The 20,252-nt window shown below is 71.0% G+C and carries 17 protein-coding genes and 1 tRNA gene; 4 read left to right on the top strand and 14 right to left on the bottom strand.

All coding sequences use genetic code 11. The annotated features are described in order from the left end of the window. From AWZ10_RS12915 to pdhA, 3 genes are all read right to left on the bottom strand, one after another. On the bottom strand, positions 1–340 hold a 340-nt coding region (locus tag AWZ10_RS12915; protein WP_341846087.1), incomplete at its 3' end, for a biotin/lipoyl-containing protein. Then, complete coding sequence (locus AWZ10_RS12920) at positions 340–1,344, bottom strand: alpha-ketoacid dehydrogenase subunit beta (protein ID WP_060891125.1); 1,005 nt, start codon at positions 1,342–1,344, stop codon at positions 340–342. The genes AWZ10_RS12920 and AWZ10_RS12915, both read right to left, overlap by 1 nt. After that, on the bottom strand, positions 1,341–2,477 hold the full coding sequence (gene pdhA, locus AWZ10_RS12925) for a pyruvate dehydrogenase (acetyl-transferring) E1 component subunit alpha (RefSeq protein WP_046703118.1): 1,137 nt from the start codon (positions 2,475–2,477) through the stop codon (positions 1,341–1,343). Before pdhA ends, AWZ10_RS12920 begins: the two co-directional genes overlap by 4 nt. A 189-nt stretch (positions 2,478–2,666) precedes the next feature. On the opposite strand from pdhA, the gene AWZ10_RS12930 reads away from it, so the two are divergent. After that, positions 2,667–3,152, top strand: coding sequence for an Lrp/AsnC family transcriptional regulator (locus AWZ10_RS12930; RefSeq protein WP_013002201.1), 486 nt, complete (start codon positions 2,667–2,669; stop codon positions 3,150–3,152). Between the two features lie 112 nt (positions 3,153–3,264). On the opposite strand, the gene AWZ10_RS12935 is transcribed toward AWZ10_RS12930, so the two are convergent. After that, positions 3,265–3,855 (bottom strand): TetR/AcrR family transcriptional regulator, encoded by a 591-nt coding sequence (locus AWZ10_RS12935; RefSeq protein WP_037689750.1) that lies wholly within the window; start codon positions 3,853–3,855, stop codon positions 3,265–3,267. Next, positions 3,852–5,369: a 3-hydroxyacyl-CoA dehydrogenase gene (locus AWZ10_RS12940; RefSeq protein ID WP_046703119.1), complete on the bottom strand. Its 1,518-nt coding sequence runs from the start codon at positions 5,367–5,369 to the stop codon at positions 3,852–3,854. The genes AWZ10_RS12935 and AWZ10_RS12940 overlap by 4 nt, the downstream gene beginning before the upstream one ends. A 201-nt stretch (positions 5,370–5,570) precedes the next feature. Here AWZ10_RS12940 and paaN point away from each other — a divergent pair, with 201 nt between their 5' ends. Then, complete coding sequence (paaN, locus tag AWZ10_RS12945; protein ID WP_060891126.1) at positions 5,571–7,283, top strand: phenylacetic acid degradation protein PaaN; 1,713 nt, start codon at positions 5,571–5,573, stop codon at positions 7,281–7,283. Between the two features lie 101 nt (positions 7,284–7,384). Here paaN and AWZ10_RS12950 read toward each other — a convergent pair whose 3' ends face one another. From AWZ10_RS12950 to AWZ10_RS12960, 3 genes are read right to left on the bottom strand one after another with little or no spacing between them, the layout of a single operon-like run. Continuing rightward, positions 7,385–8,173, bottom strand: coding sequence for a TrmH family RNA methyltransferase (locus tag AWZ10_RS12950; RefSeq protein WP_060891127.1), 789 nt, complete (start codon positions 8,171–8,173; stop codon positions 7,385–7,387). Next, the gene (locus AWZ10_RS12955; protein ID WP_060891128.1) at positions 8,170–9,477 is read right to left on the bottom strand and encodes an HTTM domain-containing protein; all 1,308 of its coding nucleotides are present in this window, start codon (positions 9,475–9,477) and stop codon (positions 8,170–8,172) included. The genes AWZ10_RS12950 and AWZ10_RS12955 overlap by 4 nt, the downstream gene beginning before the upstream one ends. Next, positions 9,474–10,487, bottom strand: coding sequence for a DUF5819 family protein (locus AWZ10_RS12960; RefSeq protein ID WP_060891129.1), 1,014 nt, complete (start codon positions 10,485–10,487; stop codon positions 9,474–9,476). Before AWZ10_RS12960 ends, AWZ10_RS12955 begins: the two co-directional genes overlap by 4 nt. A 315-nt stretch (positions 10,488–10,802) precedes the next feature. On the opposite strand from AWZ10_RS12960, the gene AWZ10_RS12965 reads away from it, so the two are divergent. Continuing rightward, a complete protein-coding gene (locus AWZ10_RS12965) occupies positions 10,803–12,002 on the top strand; it encodes an acyl-CoA dehydrogenase family protein (RefSeq protein ID WP_046703124.1) in 1,200 nt (399 codons plus the stop codon). Between the two features lie 127 nt (positions 12,003–12,129). On the opposite strand, the gene AWZ10_RS12970 is transcribed toward AWZ10_RS12965, so the two are convergent. From AWZ10_RS12970 to AWZ10_RS12995, 6 genes are all read right to left on the bottom strand, one after another. Beyond that, the gene (locus AWZ10_RS12970; protein WP_046703125.1) at positions 12,130–12,459 is read right to left on the bottom strand and encodes a rhodanese-like domain-containing protein; all 330 of its coding nucleotides are present in this window, start codon (positions 12,457–12,459) and stop codon (positions 12,130–12,132) included. A 108-nt stretch (positions 12,460–12,567) separates the two neighbouring features. Next, entirely contained in the window at positions 12,568–13,554 is a 987-nt protein-coding gene (locus AWZ10_RS12975; protein WP_060891130.1) for a J domain-containing protein, read from the bottom strand. 240 nt (positions 13,555–13,794) lie between these two features. Next, positions 13,795–15,264, bottom strand: a complete 1,470-nt coding sequence (locus AWZ10_RS12980; protein ID WP_060891131.1) for a DUF2252 domain-containing protein — start codon at positions 15,262–15,264, stop codon at positions 13,795–13,797. Next, positions 15,261–15,479: a hypothetical protein gene (locus AWZ10_RS51480; protein ID WP_119581975.1), complete on the bottom strand. Its 219-nt coding sequence runs from the start codon at positions 15,477–15,479 to the stop codon at positions 15,261–15,263. The genes AWZ10_RS12980 and AWZ10_RS51480 overlap by 4 nt, the downstream gene beginning before the upstream one ends. Positions 15,480–15,953: 474 nt before the next feature. Continuing rightward, positions 15,954–18,764, bottom strand: a complete 2,811-nt coding sequence (locus tag AWZ10_RS12990) for a beta-L-arabinofuranosidase domain-containing protein (RefSeq protein ID WP_060891133.1) — start codon at positions 18,762–18,764, stop codon at positions 15,954–15,956. Between the two features lie 444 nt (positions 18,765–19,208). After that, positions 19,209–19,292 (bottom strand) — tRNA-Leu (locus AWZ10_RS12995). Positions 19,293–19,776: 484 nt separating this feature from the next. On the opposite strand from AWZ10_RS12995, the gene AWZ10_RS13000 reads away from it, so the two are divergent. After that, positions 19,777–20,252, top strand: a 476-nt coding sequence (locus AWZ10_RS13000; protein ID WP_159058263.1) for a DUF3662 domain-containing protein, incomplete at its 3' end; no start/stop codon positions are given.

A 20,252-nucleotide genomic window follows, 5' to 3' on the forward strand; every position in this document is an offset into this window, starting at 1 on the left:
GCCGCACCCGCCTGCGTCGCGCCGGCGGCGCCCCGGTGCCGTATCCGACCAGCACGTTGCCGGAGCCCTCGTCGGCGGTGACCCCGGAGGCGGGCGCCCCCACGGCCACCGTCAGCAGCGGTGCCCCGACGGGCAGTTCCGTGCCCTCCTCGCCGAAGCGTGCGGTGACGACACCGCCGTAGGGGCAGGGGACCTCGACCATGGCCTTGGCCGTCTCGACCTCGACGACCGGCTGGTCGATCGCGACGACGTCCCCGACCTGGACCAGCCAGCGGACGATCTCGGCCTCGGTCAGCCCCTCACCGAGGTCGGGCAGCTTGAACTCCAGCACCTGGGCCATCAGTTGTCCGCCTCCCACTGCAGGCGCCCCACGGCGTCCAGGATCCGGTCGACGCCGGGGAGATGGTGCCGCTCCAGCATCGGCGGCGGATACGGGATGTCGAACCCGGCGACGCGCAGCACCGGCGCCTCCAGGTGGTGGAAACAGCGCTCGGTGACGCGGGCCGCGATCTCGCCGCCCGGCCCGCCGTAGGAGCCGGACTCATGGACGACGACCGCGCGCCCGGTCCGCCGTACGGACGCGGCGACCGTCTCGTCGTCGAAGGGCACCAGGGAGCGCAGGTCGACGACTTCCAGGTCCCAGCCCTCGGCCGTCGCCGCCTCGGCGGCCTCCAGGCAGACGGGCACGGACGGGCCGTAGGTGAGGAGCGTGGCGCTGCGGCCCGCGCGGCGCACGACCGCGCGGCCGATCGGCTCGACGGCCTGCGGTTCCTCGGGGTTCCAGGAGTCCTTCGACCAGTACAGGCGCTTGGGCTCCAGGAAGACGACCGGGTCGTCGGAGGCGATGGCGGCGCGCAGCAGCCCGTACGCGTCGGCGACGGTGGCGGGCGTGACGACATGGAGCCCCGGAGTCGCCATGTAGTACGCCTCGGAGGAGTCGCTGTGGTGCTCGACACCACCGATGCCGCCGCCGTACGGGACGCGGATGGTGATCGGCAGCGGCATCGCCCCGCGCGTGCGGTTGCGCATACGGGCGACATGGCTGATGAGCTGCTCGAACGCAGGGTAGGCGAACGCGTCGAACTGCATCTCCACGACCGGCCTGAGCCCGTACATGGCCATGCCGACGGCCGTGCCGAGGATGCCCGCCTCGGCGAGCGGGGTGTCGGTGACCCGGTCCTCGCCGAACTCCTTCGCGAGCCCGTCGGTGACCCGGAAGACACCGCCGAGGGCGCCGACGTCCTCGCCCATGACGTGCACGGTGGGGTCGGCCGTCATGGCGTCGCGCAGCGCGCGGTTGAGCGCCTGCGCCATGGTGGCGGGCTTGAGGGCGACGGTGGTCATCGGTGCGCCCCTTCTTGTTCCGCCGCCAGCTCCGCCCTGAGCAGGGCCTCCTGCTCGCGCAGTTGCGGAGTGGGTTCGGCGTAGACGTGGGCGAAGAGGTCCATGGGGTCGAGCACCGGGTCCTGGTTCATGCGCTCGCGCAGGTCGGCCGCCATCGTCTCGGCGGCGTCGCGGGCGGCCCGGACGCCCTCCTCGTCGAGGAGGCCGCGCTCGGTCAGCTCGTGCTCCAGGAGGGCGATCGGGTCGTGCGCGCGCCAGGTCTCGACCTCGGCGTCGCCCCGGTAGCGGGTCGCGTCGTCGGCGTTGGTGTGGGCGTCGATGCGGTACGTCACCGCCTCGACCAGCGTGGGACCGCCGCCCGCCCGCGCGTGGGCCACGGCTTCGGCGAGCACCTGGTGCACGGCCGCCGCGTCGTTGCCATCGACCAGGCGGCCCGGCATCCCGTAGCCGACGGCCTTGTGGGCAAGCGACGGGGCGGCGGTCTGCTTGGCGAGCGGGACGGAGATCGCGAAGCCGTTGTTCTGGACGAGGAAGACGACCGGGGCCTGCCAGACGGCGGCGAAGTTGAGCGCCTCGTGGAAGTCGCCCTCGCTGGTGCCGCCGTCGCCGACCAGGGCGAGCGCCACCACGTCGTCGCCCTTGAGGCGGGCGGCGTGCGCGAGACCCACGGCGTGCGGGAGCTGGGTGGCGAGCGGGGTGCACAGGGGCGCGACGCGGTGCTCGCGCGGGTCGTAGCCGGTGTGCCAGTCGCCGCGCAGCAGCGTGAGCGCCTGCACGGGGTCGAGGCCGCGGGCGACGGCGGCGAGCGTGTCGCGGTAGCTGGGGAAGAGCCAGTCCCGCTCTTCGAGGACGAGCGCGGCGGCGACCTCGCAGGCCTCCTGACCGGTGCTGGAGGGGTAGACGGCGAGCCTGCCCTGCTTGGTCAGGGCCGTGGCCTGCGTGTTGTAGCGACGGCCGCGCACCAGCTCGGCGTAGAGCCGGCGCAGCAGCGCGGGGTCGGCGTCGGCCGCCGCGTCCGTGCCGAGCACGCGGTACGGCAGCGCGTCGGGCAGCAGCGGCGCGGGGTCCGTGCGGGGCTGCCAGGCGGGCGGTGGTGTCGGGCGGTACGCGCCCCGCTGCTCCATGACCGTCATACGGCACCTCCTCGTGGGAGTGGCTCCGGGACGCGGCACGGCTGTGACGCGTCTCACCTACCGATTGTTCGGTCGTTGACGCATTTTGGCTACAGGCGCCCTCAGGCTGTGGACAAACGGTTCTGCACAGCCTGAAATGAACGCAGTACGTCCATGGCAGGGAGGCAGGGGCACATGGCACCTGAACAAATGGCCGAGCCGCCGGAGCACGGCCCGGCCCTGCCGCCCCCTCGACCGCTGGACGCCATAGATCAGGACATCCTGCGCATGCTGCAGGCCGACGGCCGCGCTTCGATACGGTCCGTCGCCGAACGCGTCCACGTCTCCCGCGCCAACGCCTATGCCCGTATCAACCGCCTCATCGAGGACGGCGTGATCCGAGGCTTCGGGGCGCGCGTGAACCACGAGCGCGCCGGAAAGGGCACCTCGGCGTACATCACCCTCAAGATCGTGCAGAACTCATGGCGCACGGTCCGCGACCAGCTGCGCCAGCTGTCCGGCGCCGCCCACATCGCGCTGGTCGGGGGCGACTACGACGTCCTGCTCCTGGTGCACACCTCGGACAACAGGGCCCTGCGCGAGGTCGTCCTCACCAAGCTCCAGGCCATCCCGGAGGTGCTCAGCACCCGGACACTGCTGGTGTTCGAGGAGGAGGACGTGGAACCCGAGGGCTGATCCGGGTCCGCGCCCGCGGACAACCGATCGCCCCAGCCCTCGGAGGATCGATCCGGTCCTGGTCGGTCCTGGTCGGTCCTGGTCGGTCCTGGTCGGTCCCGGGCGGTCCTGGTCAGTCCTGGGCGCGAAGCCCCGCGAAGACCAGGTGGGTCACCGCGTCGGACACTTCCCGCTCGCCCATGCCACGCCCGTCCGGCCGGTACCACTCCACGATCGAGTTGATCATCCCGAAGACGAGCCGGGTCGCGAGCCGCACCTCCACGTCACGGCGTACGTCGCCCTCGGCGGCCGCGGCCTTCAGCAGCTCGGCGACCCGGTGGTCGAAGTCGCGTCGCCGCTCCAGCGCCCAGCGCTCGGTGTCGGTGTTGCCGCGCACGCGCAGCAGCAGGGTCACGTAGGGAAGCTCGCTCATCAGCACCTCGACCATGCGCCGTACGACGTGCTCCAGGCACTCCACCGCACGTCCCACGCGCGCGGGTTCCTCGTCGAGAATCCCGAAGAGGCCGTCCAGCGCCCGGCTGACGGCCCGGCGAAGCAACTCCTCCTTGCCGGTGACATGGTGGTATATCGACGACTTGGAGATACCGGCCGCCTTGGAGAGGTGCTCCATGGACGTGCCGTCGTAGCCGCGTTCGTTGAAGACCCGGACCGCGACGGACAGCAGCGTCTCGGGGGTGTACGTGTCGCGCTTGGCGGTGGTCATGAGGAGGTGCCCTCCCGCTTGTCGGAGGCGTAGGCGTGGCGGTAGAGCGCCAGCGAGGGCGCGTAGCGCCCGGAGGGGTCGCGCAGATGCAGGTCGTCCAGAAGGGCGTACGCCCAGTTCCGGCCCAGCCTGCGGCTCCATTCGAAGGGCCCCAGCGGGTAGTTGACGCCCAGGCGCATCGCCGTGTCGATGTCCTCCTTGGTGGCCACGCCCTTGGCGACGGCGTCGTGCGCGAGGTCGACGATCCGCGCCACCGTACGGGCGACGATCATGCCGGGGGCGTCCCCGATGACGCTGACGTCCTTGCCGAGGGCCTGGAAGAGCCCGGTGGCCTCGGCGAGGGTCTGCGGCGAGGTGTCCTGGGAGGCGGACAGCGCGATCCGGGTGGCCCTGCGGTAGTCGAGCGCGAGGTCGAAGTAGACGACGTCCCGGAACTCCACGGAGGTCTGCCCGTCGGCGAGGGCCAGCTGGCCGCCGCTCGGCAGGACGAGCCGGGTGCCGTGGTCCTCCTCGTCCTCGCGGACGACGATGCCCGCCTCCCGGATCAGCGGGAGCAGCTCGGAGGCGGGGCCCAGATCACCCTCGACGACCACGTACGCGGGTGCCGGAACCGGGTCGGCGGTGTGCGGCTCGGGGCGCTCGGCGTCGTCGGCGTACTCGTACCAGCCCTGCCCCGTCTTGCGGCCGAGCCGGCCGGACTCGACGAGCCGCCGCTGGGCCAGCGAGGGCGTGAAGCGCACGTCCTGGAAGAAGGCCTGCCACACGGAGTGGGTGACGGATTCGTTGACGTCCTGCCCGATCAGGTCGGTCAGCTCGAAGGCGCCCATTCTGAAGCCACCGCACTCGCGCAGGACCGCGTCGATGGTGACGGGCTCGGCGGCCTGCGACTCGTACACCGCGAAGGCCTCGGCGTAGAACGGCCGTGCGATGCGGTTGACGATGAAGCCGGGGGTGTCGGCGCAGGCGACCGGCGTCTTGCCCCAGGCGCGGGCCGTCTCGTACGCGCGCGTGGCCGACGTGACGTCGGTGGCGAACCCGGAGACGACCTCGACGAGGGGCAGCAGCGGCGCGGGGTTGAAGAAGTGCAGGCCCACGAAACGGCCCGGGTTGCGCAGGGCTCCGCCGATGGCCGTGACGGACAGGGAGGAGGTGTTGGTGGCGAGCAGGCAGTCCTCGCCGACGACGTCCTCCAGCGCGCGGAACAGCTCCTGCTTGACGTCCAGCCGCTCCACGACCGCCTCGACGACGAGGCCGCAGTCCACGAGGTCGGCGATGCTCTCGGCGGCGTGCAGCCGGGCGCGCGCGGCGTCCCGCTCGGCGCCGGTCATGCGGTCCTTCGCGACGAGCCGGTCGAGCCGGGCGCCGATCGCCTCGGCGGCCTCCCGCGCCCGACCGGGGGCGACATCGAACAGCCGTACGGGGTGGCCCGCGACCAGCGCGACCTGGGCGATGCCCTGGCCCATGGTGCCGGTGCCTACGACGGCCACGGGGCTGCCGGGGTCGAGTCCTGTCATGTGCGCGATCCTCCCGCACGGGGTTGTCCACAGATGCGGCGGACCCCCTTGTCCCGACCGATCGTTCGGTTACTCTAGCCTTGTCCGCTCGCCCGTCGCTCACCACCACTGTGAACGAGGCGCTTCGCGCCACCCCTCAAATTCATTCCTGCCCAGGTCAGAGCTCGATGAAGAGCTTCCGACGTGAGGAGTTGGTCAAGCATGGCCGCCGAACCGTCCGCGCACGCCCTGATCGCCAAGCACCGGCCCACGCTCGACCAGGCGCTGGAAGCGATCCGCACACGCGCGTACTGGTCGCCCCACCCCGAGCACCCCAAGGCGTACGGCGAGAACGGCAGCCTGGGCATGGCCGAGGGCAAGGCCGCCTTCGACGCCCTGCTCGGCAGCCGTCTCGACCTCGGCCAGCCCGGCACCGACGACTGGGTGGGCGGCGAGACCTCCCCGTACGGCATCGAGCTGGGCGTCACCTACCCGCACGCGGACATCGACACGCTGCTGCCCGCCATGAAGGCGGGCCGGCGCGCGTGGCGCGACGCGGGCGCTGAGGCGCGCGCGGCGGTGTGTCTGGAGATCCTCAAGCGGATCAGCGACCGCACCCACGAGTTCGCCCACGCCGTCATGCACACCAGCGGCCAGGCCTTCATGATGGCCTTCCAGGCCGGCGGCCCGCACGCCCAGGACCGGGGCCTGGAGGCGGTGGCGTACGCGTACGCGGAGCAGGTCCGCACCCCGGACGACGCGGAGTGGACCAAGCCCCAGGGCAAGCGCGATCCGCTCACGCTGACCAAGAAGTTCAAGCCGGTGCCGCGCGGCACCGCCCTCGTCATCGGCTGCAACACCTTCCCGACGTGGAACGGCTACCCGGGCCTGTTCGCCTCCCTCGCCACCGGCAACGCGGTCCTCGTGAAGCCCCACCCGCGCGCGGTGCTGCCGCTCGCCCTCACCGTGCAGGTCGCCCGCGAGGTCCTCGCCGAGACCGGCTTCGACCCCAACCTGGTCGCGCTGGCCGCCGAACGCCCCGGCGAGGGCATCGCCAAGGACCTGGCCACCCACCCCGAGATCCGCATCATCGACTACACCGGCTCGACGTCCTTCGGCGACTGGCTGGAGGCCAACGCCCGCCAGGCGGAGGTCTACACGGAGAAGGCCGGCGTCAACACGGTGCTCGTCGACTCCTCCGACGACTACAAGGGCATGCTCTCCAACCTGGCCTTCTCCCTGTCCCTGTACAGCGGCCAGATGTGCACCACCCCGCAGAACCTGCTCATCCCCCGCGACGGCATCACCACCGACGAGGGCCCCAAGTCCTACGACGAGGTCGTCGCCGACCTCGCCAAGTCGGTCGGCGGCCTGCTGGGCGACGACGCGCGCGCTAACGCGCTGCTCGGCGCGATCGTGAACCCCGACGTCAAGGCCCGGCTCGAAGCCGCCGCATCACTCGGCGAAGTCGCCCTCGCCTCAAGGGAGATCAGCAACCCGGAGTTCCCCGGCGCGGTCGTCCGCACACCGGTGATCGTGAAGCTCGACGGCGCGCGGAAGTACTGGGACCGGACCGAGGACGAGGCCGCCTTCATGAGCGAGTGCTTCGGGCCGGTGTCGTTCGCCGTCGCCGTCGACTCGGCCGCGGAGGGCCTGGAGTTGCTGCGGCGGACCATCGGCGAGAAGGGCGCGATGACCGTCGGCGCGTACACGACGTCCGACGAGGTGGCCGAGGCTGTCGAGGAGGTCTGCCTTGAGGAGTGCGCGCAGCTGTCGCTGAACCTCACGGGTGGGGTGTACGTGAACCAGACCGCGGCGTTCTCGGACTTCCACGGGTCCGGTGGCAATCCGGCGGCGAACGCGGCGCTGTGCGACGGAGCGTTCGTGGCCAATCGGTTCCGGGTGGTCGAGGTTCGGCGCGAGGCGCTCCGCTAGGAGTGCCGGGTGACCGCGGCGGCGGCCGGACTTCTGCGGGCCGTCGCCGGCTGGTCGCGCAGTTGCCCGCGCCCCCGAAGGGCCGCTCCCGCCATGTCCCTTCAGAAGGAACCCGTGCTCCAGTGGTACAGCGTCATCGCCACGCTGGTCGCCAGGTTGTAGCTGGAGACCTGGGGGCGCATCGGGAGGGACAGCAGGTGGTCGGCGCGGGCGCGTAGTTCGGTGGAGAGGCCGCTGCGTTCGGAGCCGAAGGCGAGGACGGCGTCGTCCGGGAGCTTCAGGCCCCGGATGTCCTCGCCCTCGGGGTCGAGCGCGAAGAGCGGGCCCGCAGGCAGGTCGGCGACCTCCAGGCGCTCGACGGCGGTCGCGAAGTGCAGACCCGCCCCGCCGCGTACGACGGTGGGGTGCCAGGGGTCCAGGGTGCCCGTGGTGACCACGCCGGTCGCGCCGAAACCGGCGGCCAGCCGGATCACGGCCCCCGCGTTGCCCAGGTTGCGCGGGTTGTCGAGGACGACGACGGGGGCGGTGCGCGGGGTGTGGGCGAGAGCCGCCAGCTGGGACGCGCGCGAGGGGCGTACGGCCAGGGCGGCGACGGCGGTGGGGTGCGGGCGCGGCACGAGGGCCCGGTAGGCCTCCTGCGACACATCCTGGAGAAGGTGCGCGAGCCGGTCCCGGACGTCCGGGGCCAGTTCGTCGGCAAGGGCGAGCACCGTCGCACGGTCGGCGGTGACGGCCACCCGCACCTCGGCGCCGAAGCGCACCGCGTGCTTGAGGGCGTGGAAACCGTCGAGGAGTACCGCGGTCCCGGCGAGGCGGCGCCACGCCCGCAGGGGGTCGTTCGCCGGTCCGTCCTCCGGTCCGCTCACCGGATCGTGCACCGGATCGTTCATGCGGTGAAGCCTACGTGGGCCTGCTCGGCCGTCTCCTTCTCCTGGGGGAGCGGTGGCTGGCTCGGGTCACGCGGAACCGGGATCGTGCGGATGCGCCCGGGCAGCACGCGACGTACGACGCGGTCACGCGCGCGTGCCACCAGGCCGCCCAGGCGCTTCAGGAAGGATGTCGGCAGGAAGACGGCGTCGGCGGCGATCATCGCCAGCGAGAAGAACGGCAGGCCCAGCACGACGGCGATCACGGCGTGCTCGGTCATCATGACCGCCAGCAGGACGTTCTTGACGCGCCGGTTGAAGAGCGTGAACGGGAAGGCGACCTGCACGATCACCGTCCCGTACGTCACCAGCATCACCATCGTGCCGCTGGACGACAGCAGGTCGGAGAGCGCGGCCCAGGGCGAGAAGTAGTCCAGGTGGAACGGGTAGTAGGCGGCCGTGCCGTCCTGCCAGCGCGCGCCCTGGATCTTGTACCAGCCGGCCGCCGCGTAGATCAGACACGCCTCGGCCATGATCACGACCAGGGCGGCGTTGTGCGTGAGATTGCCGACGATGTCGAGCAGCGCGCGCGGCTTGGTGTCCGACGCGATGCGGCAGGCGGCCCACCACAGGGCGTGCACCACCCACAGCCCCCAGAAGAACGTCAGCCAGCCACCCGGTACCAGATCGCCGCCGGGAATCAGACCACCGAACGTCGCCACCAGCAGCGCGAACCCGAGCACACACCACAGGGCGGGGCCCACCCGGTCCTCCGGTGCCCTGCCGTCCCGCTCCAGGCGCTCGCGCCCGCGCCGTGCGCGCCGCGCGTCCAGCGACCAGACCTGGGCGCAGCGGACGAAGACGAGATAGATCGCCATGAGGTGGAGGACGTTGTCGCCGCCGTCGCCCATGAAGACGCTGCGGTTCTGCAGCGAGAGCACGCCCACCATGAAGAGCACGCTCACGGCGCGGGTGCGCCAGCCGAGCAGCAGAAGGAAGGCGGCGAGGACGGCGACGGCGTAGACGATCTCGAACCACACCATGCTGTCGGACCACATCAGCACCGTGAAGGCGTCGTTGGTCGCGATCAGCTGCTGGGCCAGCTCCCAGCTCCAGGGCCCCTCGGGACCGTACAACTCGCGTCGGTGCGGGAACTCGCGCAGCAGGAACAGCAGCCAGGTCGCGGAGAAGCCGATACGGACGATCGCGCTCTGATACGGGCCCAGCGCGCGATCCGTGACGCGCGTGATCCCGTTGCCTATCGCGGCGGTGAGGCGCCCTGTCGGGCTCACCGGCCGGACCGGGTCGGGCAGGCTCGTGGAGCTCATTCGGCGCTCGCCTCCGTCCGACCGGTGACGGCCCGGCCGGCGCCGCCCGCGTTGGCGGCCGCGTCCGTCCGGTCGTTGTCGGTCACCGACCACCAGGGCAGCTCACGGACGACGGGCTTGTCGGACACCTTTTCCTCGCTCCACTCGGGCGACGGCACATTGGTCGTACGGGACCGGAGCTGGATCCGCTCGATCACACCGCCGGGGCCGTCGGCCTCCTCGCGGTCGAGGCGCATCACCACGATGCGGCGCACATAGCGCTCGGAGAGGTCGCCGCGCGAGGTGGTGGCGCGGTCCTCGCCGTCATGCGTGGCGACATAGAAGTCCCAGGCCCGGCGCAGCTCGTTCTGCTGGGTGTGACTCGGCACCAAGTTCCTGTCGATCGCGGCGCCGTCCAGCGCGGACAGGTCGTACCAGCCGGTCTCGCGCCTCTCACCGTCCGCGGTACGGACCTCGGCGCGCGCCTGCACCGCGATGTTCTGCTGCAACGGGTTCGGTGCGAACAGCTTCCAGTTCTGCTCGAACTCCGGGTACACCCACTCGTCCACCGCCCGACCGTGCTGCTTCGTCAGCGTGTTCGAGGGCGCGATATGGAGAAAGACCAGCCCGAGATGCGCACAGGTCGCCACCGCCACGATCGCGAGCACCAGCGCCACGGCGATCTGGTACGGCAGGGTGAGCGCGGCGATACCGGAGGCGGGCCGCGTCGGCTCTGCCGTCTGCTCGGGTCGTCGTGAGGGAGGCGACTCCGGTGGCGACTCCGGTGGCGTTTCCGATGAGGCCTGTGACGGCGTCTGTGACGGCGACGGTGAGGGCAGCGGTGAGGGTGAGGGCAGCGGGTCCGGGGCCGCGGGAGCCTGGGCCGGCACCAGGGGCGGAGCTGAGGTCGAGGCCGGGTCCGGGATCTGCGGGGACGGCTGGGCCTGCGGGTTGGCCTCGCTCGCGGAGTCGGAGCCCTCGGGCTCGTCCGACCCTCGCCGGGCGTTCGAGACCTCGTCGTTCGCGTCCATTCCGCCCCGCTCCCCGATTCCCACTACCCGGTCCGCTTCCCCACCGGAACTTACTCAGCCGCGTCCCTCCGGCACAGCCCCGATGGCCACAGCAGTCACATCGTCACACCGCTCACACGGCACCCACGAGGTTATCCACAGCGGGGGACACCTTACGGCGCGGTGTGGTCCGCCTCTCTCCCGAGAGCCGCCACGGCCGCTCAGCCGCCTGCCGCGCCCGGCGCGCGCCCACCGCCCCGCCCCGCACCATTCCCCTCTTCTAGAACCTGTTCTATCTTGACGCCCTGTCATCGGCGACACCGAAGGGGCGGAACCGTGGACTTCACCTTCACCGAGGAGCAGCAGGCGGCGGCCGAAGCGGCGCGGGCGGTGTTCGCCGGGGTCGCGCCGGACGGGGTACCGAGCCCGGCGCTCGTGGCGGGCGCCGTGGCCGACGACTTCGACCGGGTCCTGTGGGCGAGGCTCGCCGACGCGGACCTGCTCAGCCTGTTGCTGGACCCCCGGTACGGCGGCTCGGGCCTCGATCCGATCGCCCTGTGCCTGGTACTGCGCGAGTCGGCGAAGGTGCTGGCCAGGGGGCCGCTGCTGGAGAGCAGCGCGGCCGCCGTGGCCATACAGGCGCACGGGAGCGAGCAGCTGAAGGCGGACCTGCTCGCCCGCGTCGGCCGGGGCGAGGTCGTCCTGACCGTCGCCGCCCACGGCCGCACCGGACACGACCCGGCCGAACTCGCCGTGACCGCACGGCGGGACTCCGACGGCACCTGGGTCCTGGACGGCGTACAGACGGCGGTGCCATGGGCGCACAACGCGGACTTCGTCGTCGTCCCCGCGACGGTCTCACCGGAGTCGGTCACCCCCCGCCTGCCCGGTGACGGAGCCGAGCCGGACTCGGCGCTCGGCGCCGACGGCCGCACCGTGCTCGCCCTCGTTCCCCGCGTCCACGAGGGGGTGACGCTCGCCGAGCAGATCTCCACCAGCGGCGAACGGCTCGCGGAGCTGCGGCTGGAGTCGGCACGGATCGCCGGGCGGGACTTCATCGACGCCGAGGGGGCGTGGGAGCGGCTGCGGGAACTGCTGGCCACCGGGACATGCGCGCTGGCGCTCGGCCTGGGTGAGGGTGTGCTCGACATGACCAGCGAATACGCCGGCAAACGGGAACAGTTCGGTTTCCCGATCGCCTCGTTCCAGGCCGTCGCCGTACAGGCCGCCGACCGCTTCATCGACCTTCGCGCGATGGAGGCGACGCTGTGGCAGGCCGCGTGGCGTATCAGCTCCGGAGCGGGGGGTGCGCTGCCCGCCGCCGGGGATGTCGCCGTGGCCAAGATCTGGGCCTCGGAGGGCGTACGGCGGGTCGTGCAGACCGCTCAGCATCTGCACGGGGGCTTCGGCGCCGACGTCGAATACCCCCTGCACCGCTATCACGCCTGGGCCAAGCACCTCGAACTGTCACTCGGCCCCGCTGCGGCCCACGAGGAGGCTCTGGGCGACCTGCTGGCGGCACACCCACTGGGCTGAGCGCCGCGCACACCCCACGCCTCGGGGCGCGCACGTCCTGCCCGCGCGCCCCCAACCGCCTGCGCCTCGCCCATCTGCGGTCCGGCGCGTGATCCCTGGAGACGATGTTCCCTGGAGACGAAGTTCCCTAGAGAACGAAGCCCGACCCGCCCTTGTCGTCCACCACCGGTCGGCCGGCGGCTGCCCATACCTGCATGCCGCCGTCGACGTTCACTGCGTCGATGCCCCGCTGGACGAGATACATCGTGACCTGCGCCGAACGACCGCCCGAGCGGCAGATCACATGAATCCTGCCGTCCTGCGGAGCCGCCTCGGTCACCTCTGCGTAGCGCGCCACGAACTCACTGATGGGGATGTGCAGTGCCCCTTCGGCATGACCCGCCTGCCACTCGTCGTCCTCCCGGACATCCAGCAGAAAGTCGTCGTCCTTGAGGTCTCCGACCTCAACCGTGGGCACACCAGCTCCGAGATGCATGCCTACGACGCTACCCGACCGGACGGCCGCCGACCCGAGCCCTCAACCGTTCCGGCCGGGCAGGGCGCGCAGAGCAGCATGTCGGCCGGGCTACTCGTCCTGGCCGAGCAGCCCCGCGAGCTCCGCTTCCCGCTGTTCGACCTCCGCCAGCAGCTGGTCGGCGATCTCCTCGAGGAGGCGGTCGGGGTCGTCCGGGGCCAGGCGGAGCATCGAGCCGATGGCACCCTCCTCCAGCTCCCGGGCGACGAGGGCCAGCAGCTCCTTGCGCTGGGCGAGCCATTCGAGCCGGGCGTACAGCTCCTCGGCGCGGCTCGGCCTGCGCTCCTCCGGAACGGGCCCGGCCGCCCACTCCTCGGCCAGCTCCCGCAGCAGCACCTCGTCACCACGGCCGTACGCGGCGTTCACCCGGGCTATGAACTCGCCCCGCCGCTCCCGCTCCTTGTCGTCCTGCGCCAGATCGGGGTGGGCCTTGCGAACCAGTTCGCGGTAGAGCCTGCGGGCCTCGTCGCTCGGGCGCACCCGCTCCGGGGAACGTACGGGCTGGTCGGTGAGCATCGCCGCGGCCTCGGGGAACAGGCCCTCGGAGTCCATCCAGCCGTGGAAGAGCTCCTCCACGCCCGGCATGGGCATGACCCGGGCCCGCGCCTCCTGAGCCTTGCGCACATCCTCGGGGTCACCGGTGCGCGCGGCCTTCGCCTCGGCGATCTGGGCGTCCAGCTCGTCGAGCCGCGCGTACACGGGGCCGAGCTTCTGGTGGTGCAACCGGGAAAAGTTCTCCACCTCGACCCGGAAGGTCTCGACGGCGATCTCGTACTCGATCAGAGCCTGCTCGGCCGCCCGCACGGCCCGCTCCAGCCGCTCCTCGGGCCGCCCCGAGCTAGCGCCCTCGGCAGAGCTGGCCCCTTCCGCGGACGACGGCCCCTCGGCGGAGGCCTCACCGTCGGCGGAGGCCTCACCCCCGGCAGACGCCGCGCCCTCGGCGACTGTCGCGCCTTCGACAGGCTCCGCGCCCTCATCGGGCTCCACGGGCTCGGTGGGGCGCTCGGACGGTGTCTGCTCGGCTTCCGGGGTCGTCACCCGACCCAGCCTAGGCCACGGCTCCGAGCCCCACCGAAAGCCGCCGGAGACCCGGGGGCGAAGTGATATCGCCCGCGCCTCACCGGCTGCCCGGCCGGCGCAGTCGGCTCACCCGGACCCCCCCCTGCCGCCCGGCGGACGTATCCGAACCCTCCGCGCGCTCACAACACGTCCCCGGTCCGGGCGCCCCAGCCGGTCCGAAGCCCTCCAGCCGCCCTGACGCTCCCGTCCGCCCTCCCCTCAGACCCCCGTCTCCGCCGCGATTCGTCCCGCCCGCACAGCTGTCACCAGGTCCGCGTGGTCCGCTTCCGTGCGGTCCGCGTAGGTCACGGCGAACGTGGCCGTCGCCTCGTCGAGTTCGTCGTTCTTGCCGCAGTAGCCGGCGATCAAGCGGGGGTCGGCGCTGTGGGCGTGGGCTCGGGCGAGGAGGGCGCCGGTCATACGGCCGTAGTCGTCGATCTGGTCGGCGGCCAGGGCCGCGGGGTCGACGCTGCCCTTGCGGTTGCGGAACTGGCGTACCTGGAAGGGGAGTCCGTCGACCGTGGTCCAGCCCAGCAGGATGTCGCTGACGACCTGCATACGCTTCTGGCCGAGGACCACCCGGCGCCCCTCGTGTTCCACCTCCGGCACCTCGAAGCCGGCGGTCGCGAGGTGCGGCTCGAGCGCCGAAGGACGGGCCTCCTTCACCTGGAGGACGAGCGGTTCCCCGCGGTGGTCCAGCAGCAGGACGACGTACGAGCGGGTGCCCACGCTGCCGGTGCCGACCACCCGGAACGCCACATCGTGCACGGCGTACCGGGCGAGCAACGGATGGCGGTCCTCCGAGAGTGTGGTCAGGTACTGCGACAGAGAGGTGGCCACGGCGGCGGCCTCCTCGTCGTCCACTCGACGCAGCACCGGCAGGGCGTCCACGAAGTGGCGGCCGCCACCCTCCACCGGCCGGGTCGCCTTGGCCGCGAAACGGCCGCTCGTGTTGGCGCGCGCCTTCTCCGAGACCCGTTCCAGCGTGCCCAGCAGGTCGTGGGCGTCGGTGTAGGAGACCAGTTCCTCGTCCGCGATGGCGTTCCACGCGTCGAGCGCCGAGAGCTTGGCGAGGAGCCGCATCGTGCGCCGATACGCACCCGTCGCGTCGTAGGCCGCCTTGCGGCAGATGTCCTCGTCGGCGCCCGCCTCGCGACCGGCGAGCACCAGGGAGGCGGCGAGGCGCTTGAGGTCCCACTCCCAGGGACCGTGCACGGTCTCGTCGAAGTCGTTGAGGTCGATGACGAGCTCGCCTCGCGCGTCTCCGTACAGGCCGAAGTTGGCAGCGTGCGCGTCGCCGCAGATCTGGGTGCCGATGCCGGTCATGGGCGTACGGGCGAGGTCGTAGGCCATCAGGCCTGCCGAACCGCGCAGGAACGCGAAGGGGGTGGCCGCCATCCTGCCGACCCGTATCGGGGTGAGGCCGGCGATCCGGCCGTGGTTGGACTCCTCCACTGCCGACACCGCGTCCGGCCGGCCGGCGGTGAAGGTCACATCCGCGTGCGCGCTGCGGGGCACCCGCGTGCGCAGCGCCTTGCCCTCGTCCTTGGGCGACCCCTCCGAGGGCCACCGGGCGAACCCCGGCACCCCCGGCACGCGCGCACCGGCCGCCGGCGACGCCGCCTTCGCCCCGGTCCCCCCGAACTCCGCCTCGGCCACCGGCCCTGCCGTCGTACTGACCTCGGTCACAGCGACCGCCTCCCCCGCACCCGTCCTCGCACGAACATCAACTCGTGACGACGGTACAGCCGGTGGCCGAAACGCGTCAGACCCTGTGGACAACTCAGCACCCCACTGGTCCCCGCCTGTGGAAAACCCGGCCGCTGGCTGCCGAGCCGGCCCATGCACTCGCTGATGTCGGCGATGGCCCTGCGCAGGTCGACGAAGTGCGCGGGACGCGGCATCAGCGGCCACGATCGAACCCGTCCACCGCCGGCCTCTCCGATCCGGCCACGCACACCCCGGAGCCCGCGCACACCCCGGTGCAGGCCTCGGCCTTCGCCGAGCGGGAGAAACTCGTCGTGGAGCTGGAGCTGGAGCGGGCTGACGCGATCCTGATCGGCGCCCGATGCACGACTCCTCGATCCCGTCGACCTCAAGGCGTGGCAGGACAACGTGGCCCTCATCGGCCGCACGGCCTTGAGCGGGGACTGGAAAACCCTCGGCCTGGAGATCGACTTCATCGTCCCGGAACTCACGATGCCCCCCCGCACAACCCCGCGATGAGCGAACTGATCCCGTTCTCGGGGCCCCCGTGCCAAGGCTTTCGACGACGCGGCCGTCATGGCCAGGAGCCTGGCCGAGCGCCTCGCCGCACAGGTCCTCCGGGGAACGCAAAGGGCGGCCGCCCCGCCGTGGGAGCGGCCGCCCCGTGCCGGTCAGGCCGCGTATGTCGCGTTCTGCGCGGTGGTCACCACCTTCTGTCCGTCGGCCTGGCTCAGCAGCCCGGCAGAGACCCAGGAGTTGACGGTCGACTGCACACGCGCCACCAGCGCGCCCTTGTCGGCGAACGGCGCCCCGGCCCAGATCTCGTCCAGCAGGGTCGTGCCGTCGGACTTCGCCGGATTGGCGACTCCCGAGTCGGTGCCGCCGAGGACGACCTTCGGTTCGGCGCGTTTGACGTAGGCGTGGGTGGGATCCTCGCTCCCCTCGTAGAAGGGAGCGAACTCGATGCCGCCCAGCGTGTGGTGCAGCGGCTTTCCGCTCACCGGGGTGAGGGAGGGCAACAGGTCACCGGAGAGCCCGGCGTTCCGGTAGAGCCCGACCGACAGGTAACTCGTGCCGCTGTTCCTGCCCACCAGGTTGACCGGCCCGTAGAACAGCGTCTGGAGCGACGGATCGTCGAGGGCCTTCTCCACCCGCAGCCGGAACGGGATCGTCACGCGTACGACATCCCCGCCACTCCAGGTGCGGGACGGGATCGTGAAGTAGCTCCCCGCGGCCGCAGTGCCGCTCACCGCGCTGCCGTTGACGGTCACCCGGAAGCCGGACCCCGCCCATGACGGCACCCGCAGTCGCATCTCGAAGGCCCCGCTGCCGCCCCCGACGGTGATCGTGGAGCCCTGCTCCCTGGGGTAGTCGGTGCTCTGGGCGACCGTCACGCCCTTCGCGGACCAGTTCAGCGTGGCGGCGCTGTACAGGTTGACGTACAGCGCGCTGCCGTCGGCCTTGGTGAAGAACACGGAATCCTGGTACTTGGTGGCGCTCTCCATGCCCGTGCCCTCGCAGCAGGTGGTGCCCTGCTTGGGGGTGTAGTCGCGGACATGACCGGGCTTCAGCCCGATGAAGTACGTGACCAGCGGCTTCTCCGCGTCGGCCTTGTCCTGCTTGGAGCCGAGGACCTGGTTGAGCAGGGCCCGCTCGTAGTAGTCCATGTACTTCGGGTCCTGCTCGTGGAAGAACAGGCTCCGGCTCAGCTTGAGCAGGTTGTAGGCGCAGCAGGTCTCGGCGTTGGTGTCGCTGATCGTCCCCGCGACGACCCCGCGCGCCTTCCAGAACTCGGCCGTGCTGGTGCCACCGATCCCGTACATGCGCTGCGGGATCACCATGCCCCAGAAGTTCTTCGCGGCGGTCAGATACCGCGCCTCGCCCGTGACGTCGTACAGCCGGGTGAGCCCGGTGAAGATCGGGATGTGCTGATTGGCGTGCAGCCCGTCGAGCGTGTCCGTGTTCGCGGCACAGGCGTCGATGAGCTTGTCCAGGTCGAACAGCTTGGCCAGAGCGAGATGGTCGGCCTTGCCGGTGATCGCGTACAGGTCGACTATCGCCTCGACCAGGCCCCCGTACTCACCGCTGGAGAAGATGCCCCACATCCGCTGCAGGGTGGCGTCCGGCAGCTTCGACAGCCTGGAGTACATCCAGTCGCACAGGCCCGAAGCCAGGTCGAGCGCCCGCGCGTCGTCGACATGGAGGTAGGCGTCCAGCAGACCGCGCAGGATCTTGTGCGCGGTGTAGTACGGCGCCCACACGCGCGTGTAGTCGCCGCTGGTCATCGACTCCAGCTCGATGAACTGCGTCTCCGGGTACGCCGCCAGGAACCCGGCGTGGCTGGGTGCGCCCCAGGTACGGCGCAGGGTGGCGGTCAGTCCCCGCCCTGAGCCGTCCGCGAAGGTGCCGCCACTGGTCTCGACGAAGTCGTACGAGGCCAGGTTGCCCCGGCCCGCCGACGAAGCCGGCGCGCGATTGCCCTGGAGCGAGGTGATCTCGGCGGCCGTCAGCGCCCGTGACCAGACGTTGAACTCGTCGAACGCGCCCGCGAAGACCGGGTCGGTTGCGAAGTTGGACCGACCCAGCCAGTTGTTCGCCAGGGTGCCGAGGGCCGCCGGGGTGAGGGACATCGACGCGTTCCGCGCCACGGCGGTGCCGTTGACGTAGAGCGTGCCGGTGCCGCCGCCGATCGTCACCGCGAGATGACTCCACTGGTTGAGCGGGAGGGCGGCGGTGCCGTTGAGGCCCTGCTCCCCGCCGGGCCCGTTGGTGGTGACGGCGAAGCGGGGGAAGCCGCTCGCGTTGCGCGCCGCCAGATACATGTAGCGGGTGGTGTTGTCGCCGAAGTCGAAGATCCGCGTCCAGTTGGCGTTGTGCGTGGGCTTCACCCAGGCCGACAGGGTGATCGCCGAGGCACCGCCGAGCACGCTGTTCGGCAGGTCGACGTACTGGTAGGAGCCTCGGACGTTCTCCTGGGCGGTGCCGAACTTCCCCGTGACGGCGAGCATACGAGGGTCGGTGCGCAGCGCCGCGCGCACCTCGGTCAGGGCGCCGATCATGTAGCGGATCCTGTCGGAGTACGCCGTGTCCCTGGTGCCGGCATAGGCCTGGGCGAGCATCGTCAGGAAGTGCCCGGTGTAGTGGCCGCGGAGGTTGCCGTTGGCCTCGCCGTCGAGCCCCTCCCAGCCGCCGGGAGCGACCGCGCCCTTGGTGGAAAGGCCCGCGTTGGCACGGAAGACCTGCAACAGCCGGTCGACGTCGTAGCCACGGCCGTGGTCGAGCATCAACTGACGTTTGTCGGCGAACAGGCCCTGGCCGAGCGCCACGTCCTTCAACTCGAAGGGTCGCACCGACCAGGTGGAAGGCGTCGGAACAGTGGCGGCGAACGCTCGCCCGCCGCCCGCCGCGAAGGAGACTCCGGGTACGGCCGCGGCGAGCAACGCGGACTGGAGGAGAAAGCGTCTGGAGAGGGGCGGTGCCATGTGCGCCTCGTCTCTGGCAGGGGTGGGGGGTCAGACAAAGCGATAAGCTTGTTCGAAATGACGAACATTGTGCGAATTGCCGACCAGAAGATAGGTAGGAGGCAGGCGGGCGTCAACGGTACTGACGGGTTTCCCGCGACCAAGGGCCAGGCACAGCGGCCACACGCACTCCCTCAGCACCGTTTCACGTGAAACATCGCCTGTATCCCCATCTACAACGATTCACGTGACGCTGACTCCGGCACCACCCACGCCCGCGCGCGCGGGACTCGGCACGCCCCCACGCCCTCCCACGCCACCGCAAGCCGAAAGCCCTTACTGAACACCCTGAGAGACTCCTCACACTTCAGAGCCCCACCGGCGGCACGTTCAGCCCTCCGGGCAGTCCATGAGCGAACAAAAAAGAAGCGGTCCCATCGTGATCACGATGGGACCGCTTCGCTGTGCGCGAGGGGGGAGTTGAACCCCCACGCCCTTGCGGGCACTGGAACCTGAATCCAGCGCGTCTGCCTATTCCGCCACCCGCGCATTAGGTGTGTCTTGGGCCCCGTCCCTTGCGGTGCTGGCGCCTTCCGACATCGAGAAGATTAGCACGCTGGAGAGGGCGGCTTCACATCCCTTATCCGCAGTCGGCCCCGCCCCACGGCGGTGTGACCGGCCGACCAGCACGGACCGAACACACGGCTCCTCCGGTCACGTATCAACGCGTGCTGGTTCACGTATCAACCTCGTACCGGTCCCGGCCATCTCCACTGGAGAGGGACGGGGTGCACGGTCCGGTGCGGGACACTGGTCTCACACCGCCTCTACGATCCTTGGCAGAGTTCGGACGGGGTAGTTCGAAGAGGAGCTCCGGCGGGAATCCGGGAAGGGACCTCAGCGGGCGTCGATGCCGGGTGACACCGGTCGACCCGGCCGACGGGGGGAACCAGCCGAATTCCCGGCGCGTGGATACGATCAGTAAGCAGTACCGACACGGTACGCAGAGCGGTGACGACGGAGGAGGTGCCCCATGGGAGTCCTGAAGAAGTTCGAGCAACGTCTCGAAGGTCTGGTCAACGGCACCTTCGCCAAGGTGTTCAAGTCCGAGGTCCAGCCCGTGGAGATCGCGGGAGCACTCCAACGTGAGTGCGACAACAACGCGACCATCTGGAACCGCGACCGCACGGTCGTCCCCAACGACTTCATCGTGGAGCTGAGCACGCCCGACTTCGAGCGCCTCAGCCCCTACTCCGGGCAGCTCGGCGATGAGCTCGCCGGCATGGTGCGCGACTACGCCAAGCAGCAGCGCTACGCCTTCATGGGCGCCATCAAGGTCCATCTGGAGAAGGCCGACGACCTCGACACCGGTCTGTACCGGGTGCGCAGCCGTACGCTCGCCTCCTCCACCGACCAGCAGGCCCCCTCGGGCGCACCCGCAAGCCCCGCCGCGGGCCGCCCGGGCGGATACGGCTATCCGCCCACCGCGGCACCCGCTGGTGCCCCGCC

The organism is Streptomyces europaeiscabiei, assembly GCF_001550375.1.
Taxonomy (GTDB): domain Bacteria; phylum Actinomycetota; class Actinomycetes; order Streptomycetales; family Streptomycetaceae; genus Streptomyces; species Streptomyces europaeiscabiei.

Bases quoted from the DNA above. Each gene is read 5' to 3' on its own strand.
- AWZ10_RS12920 (WP_060891125.1), bottom strand. From the start codon at position 1,344: ATGACCACCGTCGCCCTCAAGCCCGCCACCATGGCGCAGGCGCTCAAC.
- pdhA (WP_046703118.1), bottom strand. From the start codon at position 2,477: ATGACGGTCATGGAGCAGCGGGGCGCGTACCGCCCGACACCACCGCCC.
- AWZ10_RS12930 (WP_013002201.1), top strand. From the start codon at position 2,667: ATGGCCGAGCCGCCGGAGCACGGCCCGGCCCTGCCGCCCCCTCGACCG.
- AWZ10_RS12935 (WP_037689750.1), bottom strand. From the start codon at position 3,855: ATGACCACCGCCAAGCGCGACACGTACACCCCCGAGACGCTGCTGTCC.
- AWZ10_RS12940 (WP_046703119.1), bottom strand. From the start codon at position 5,369: ATGACAGGACTCGACCCCGGCAGCCCCGTGGCCGTCGTAGGCACCGGC.
- paaN (WP_060891126.1), top strand. From the start codon at position 5,571: ATGGCCGCCGAACCGTCCGCGCACGCCCTGATCGCCAAGCACCGGCCC.
- AWZ10_RS12950 (WP_060891127.1), bottom strand. From the start codon at position 8,173: ATGAACGATCCGGTGCACGATCCGGTGAGCGGACCGGAGGACGGACCG.
- AWZ10_RS12955 (WP_060891128.1), bottom strand. From the start codon at position 9,477: ATGAGCTCCACGAGCCTGCCCGACCCGGTCCGGCCGGTGAGCCCGACA.
- AWZ10_RS12960 (WP_060891129.1), bottom strand. From the start codon at position 10,487: ATGGACGCGAACGACGAGGTCTCGAACGCCCGGCGAGGGTCGGACGAG.
- AWZ10_RS51480 (WP_119581975.1), bottom strand. From the start codon at position 15,479: ATGCCGCGTCCCGCGCACTTCGTCGACCTGCGCAGGGCCATCGCCGAC.
- AWZ10_RS12990 (WP_060891133.1), bottom strand. From the start codon at position 18,764: ATGGCACCGCCCCTCTCCAGACGCTTTCTCCTCCAGTCCGCGTTGCTC.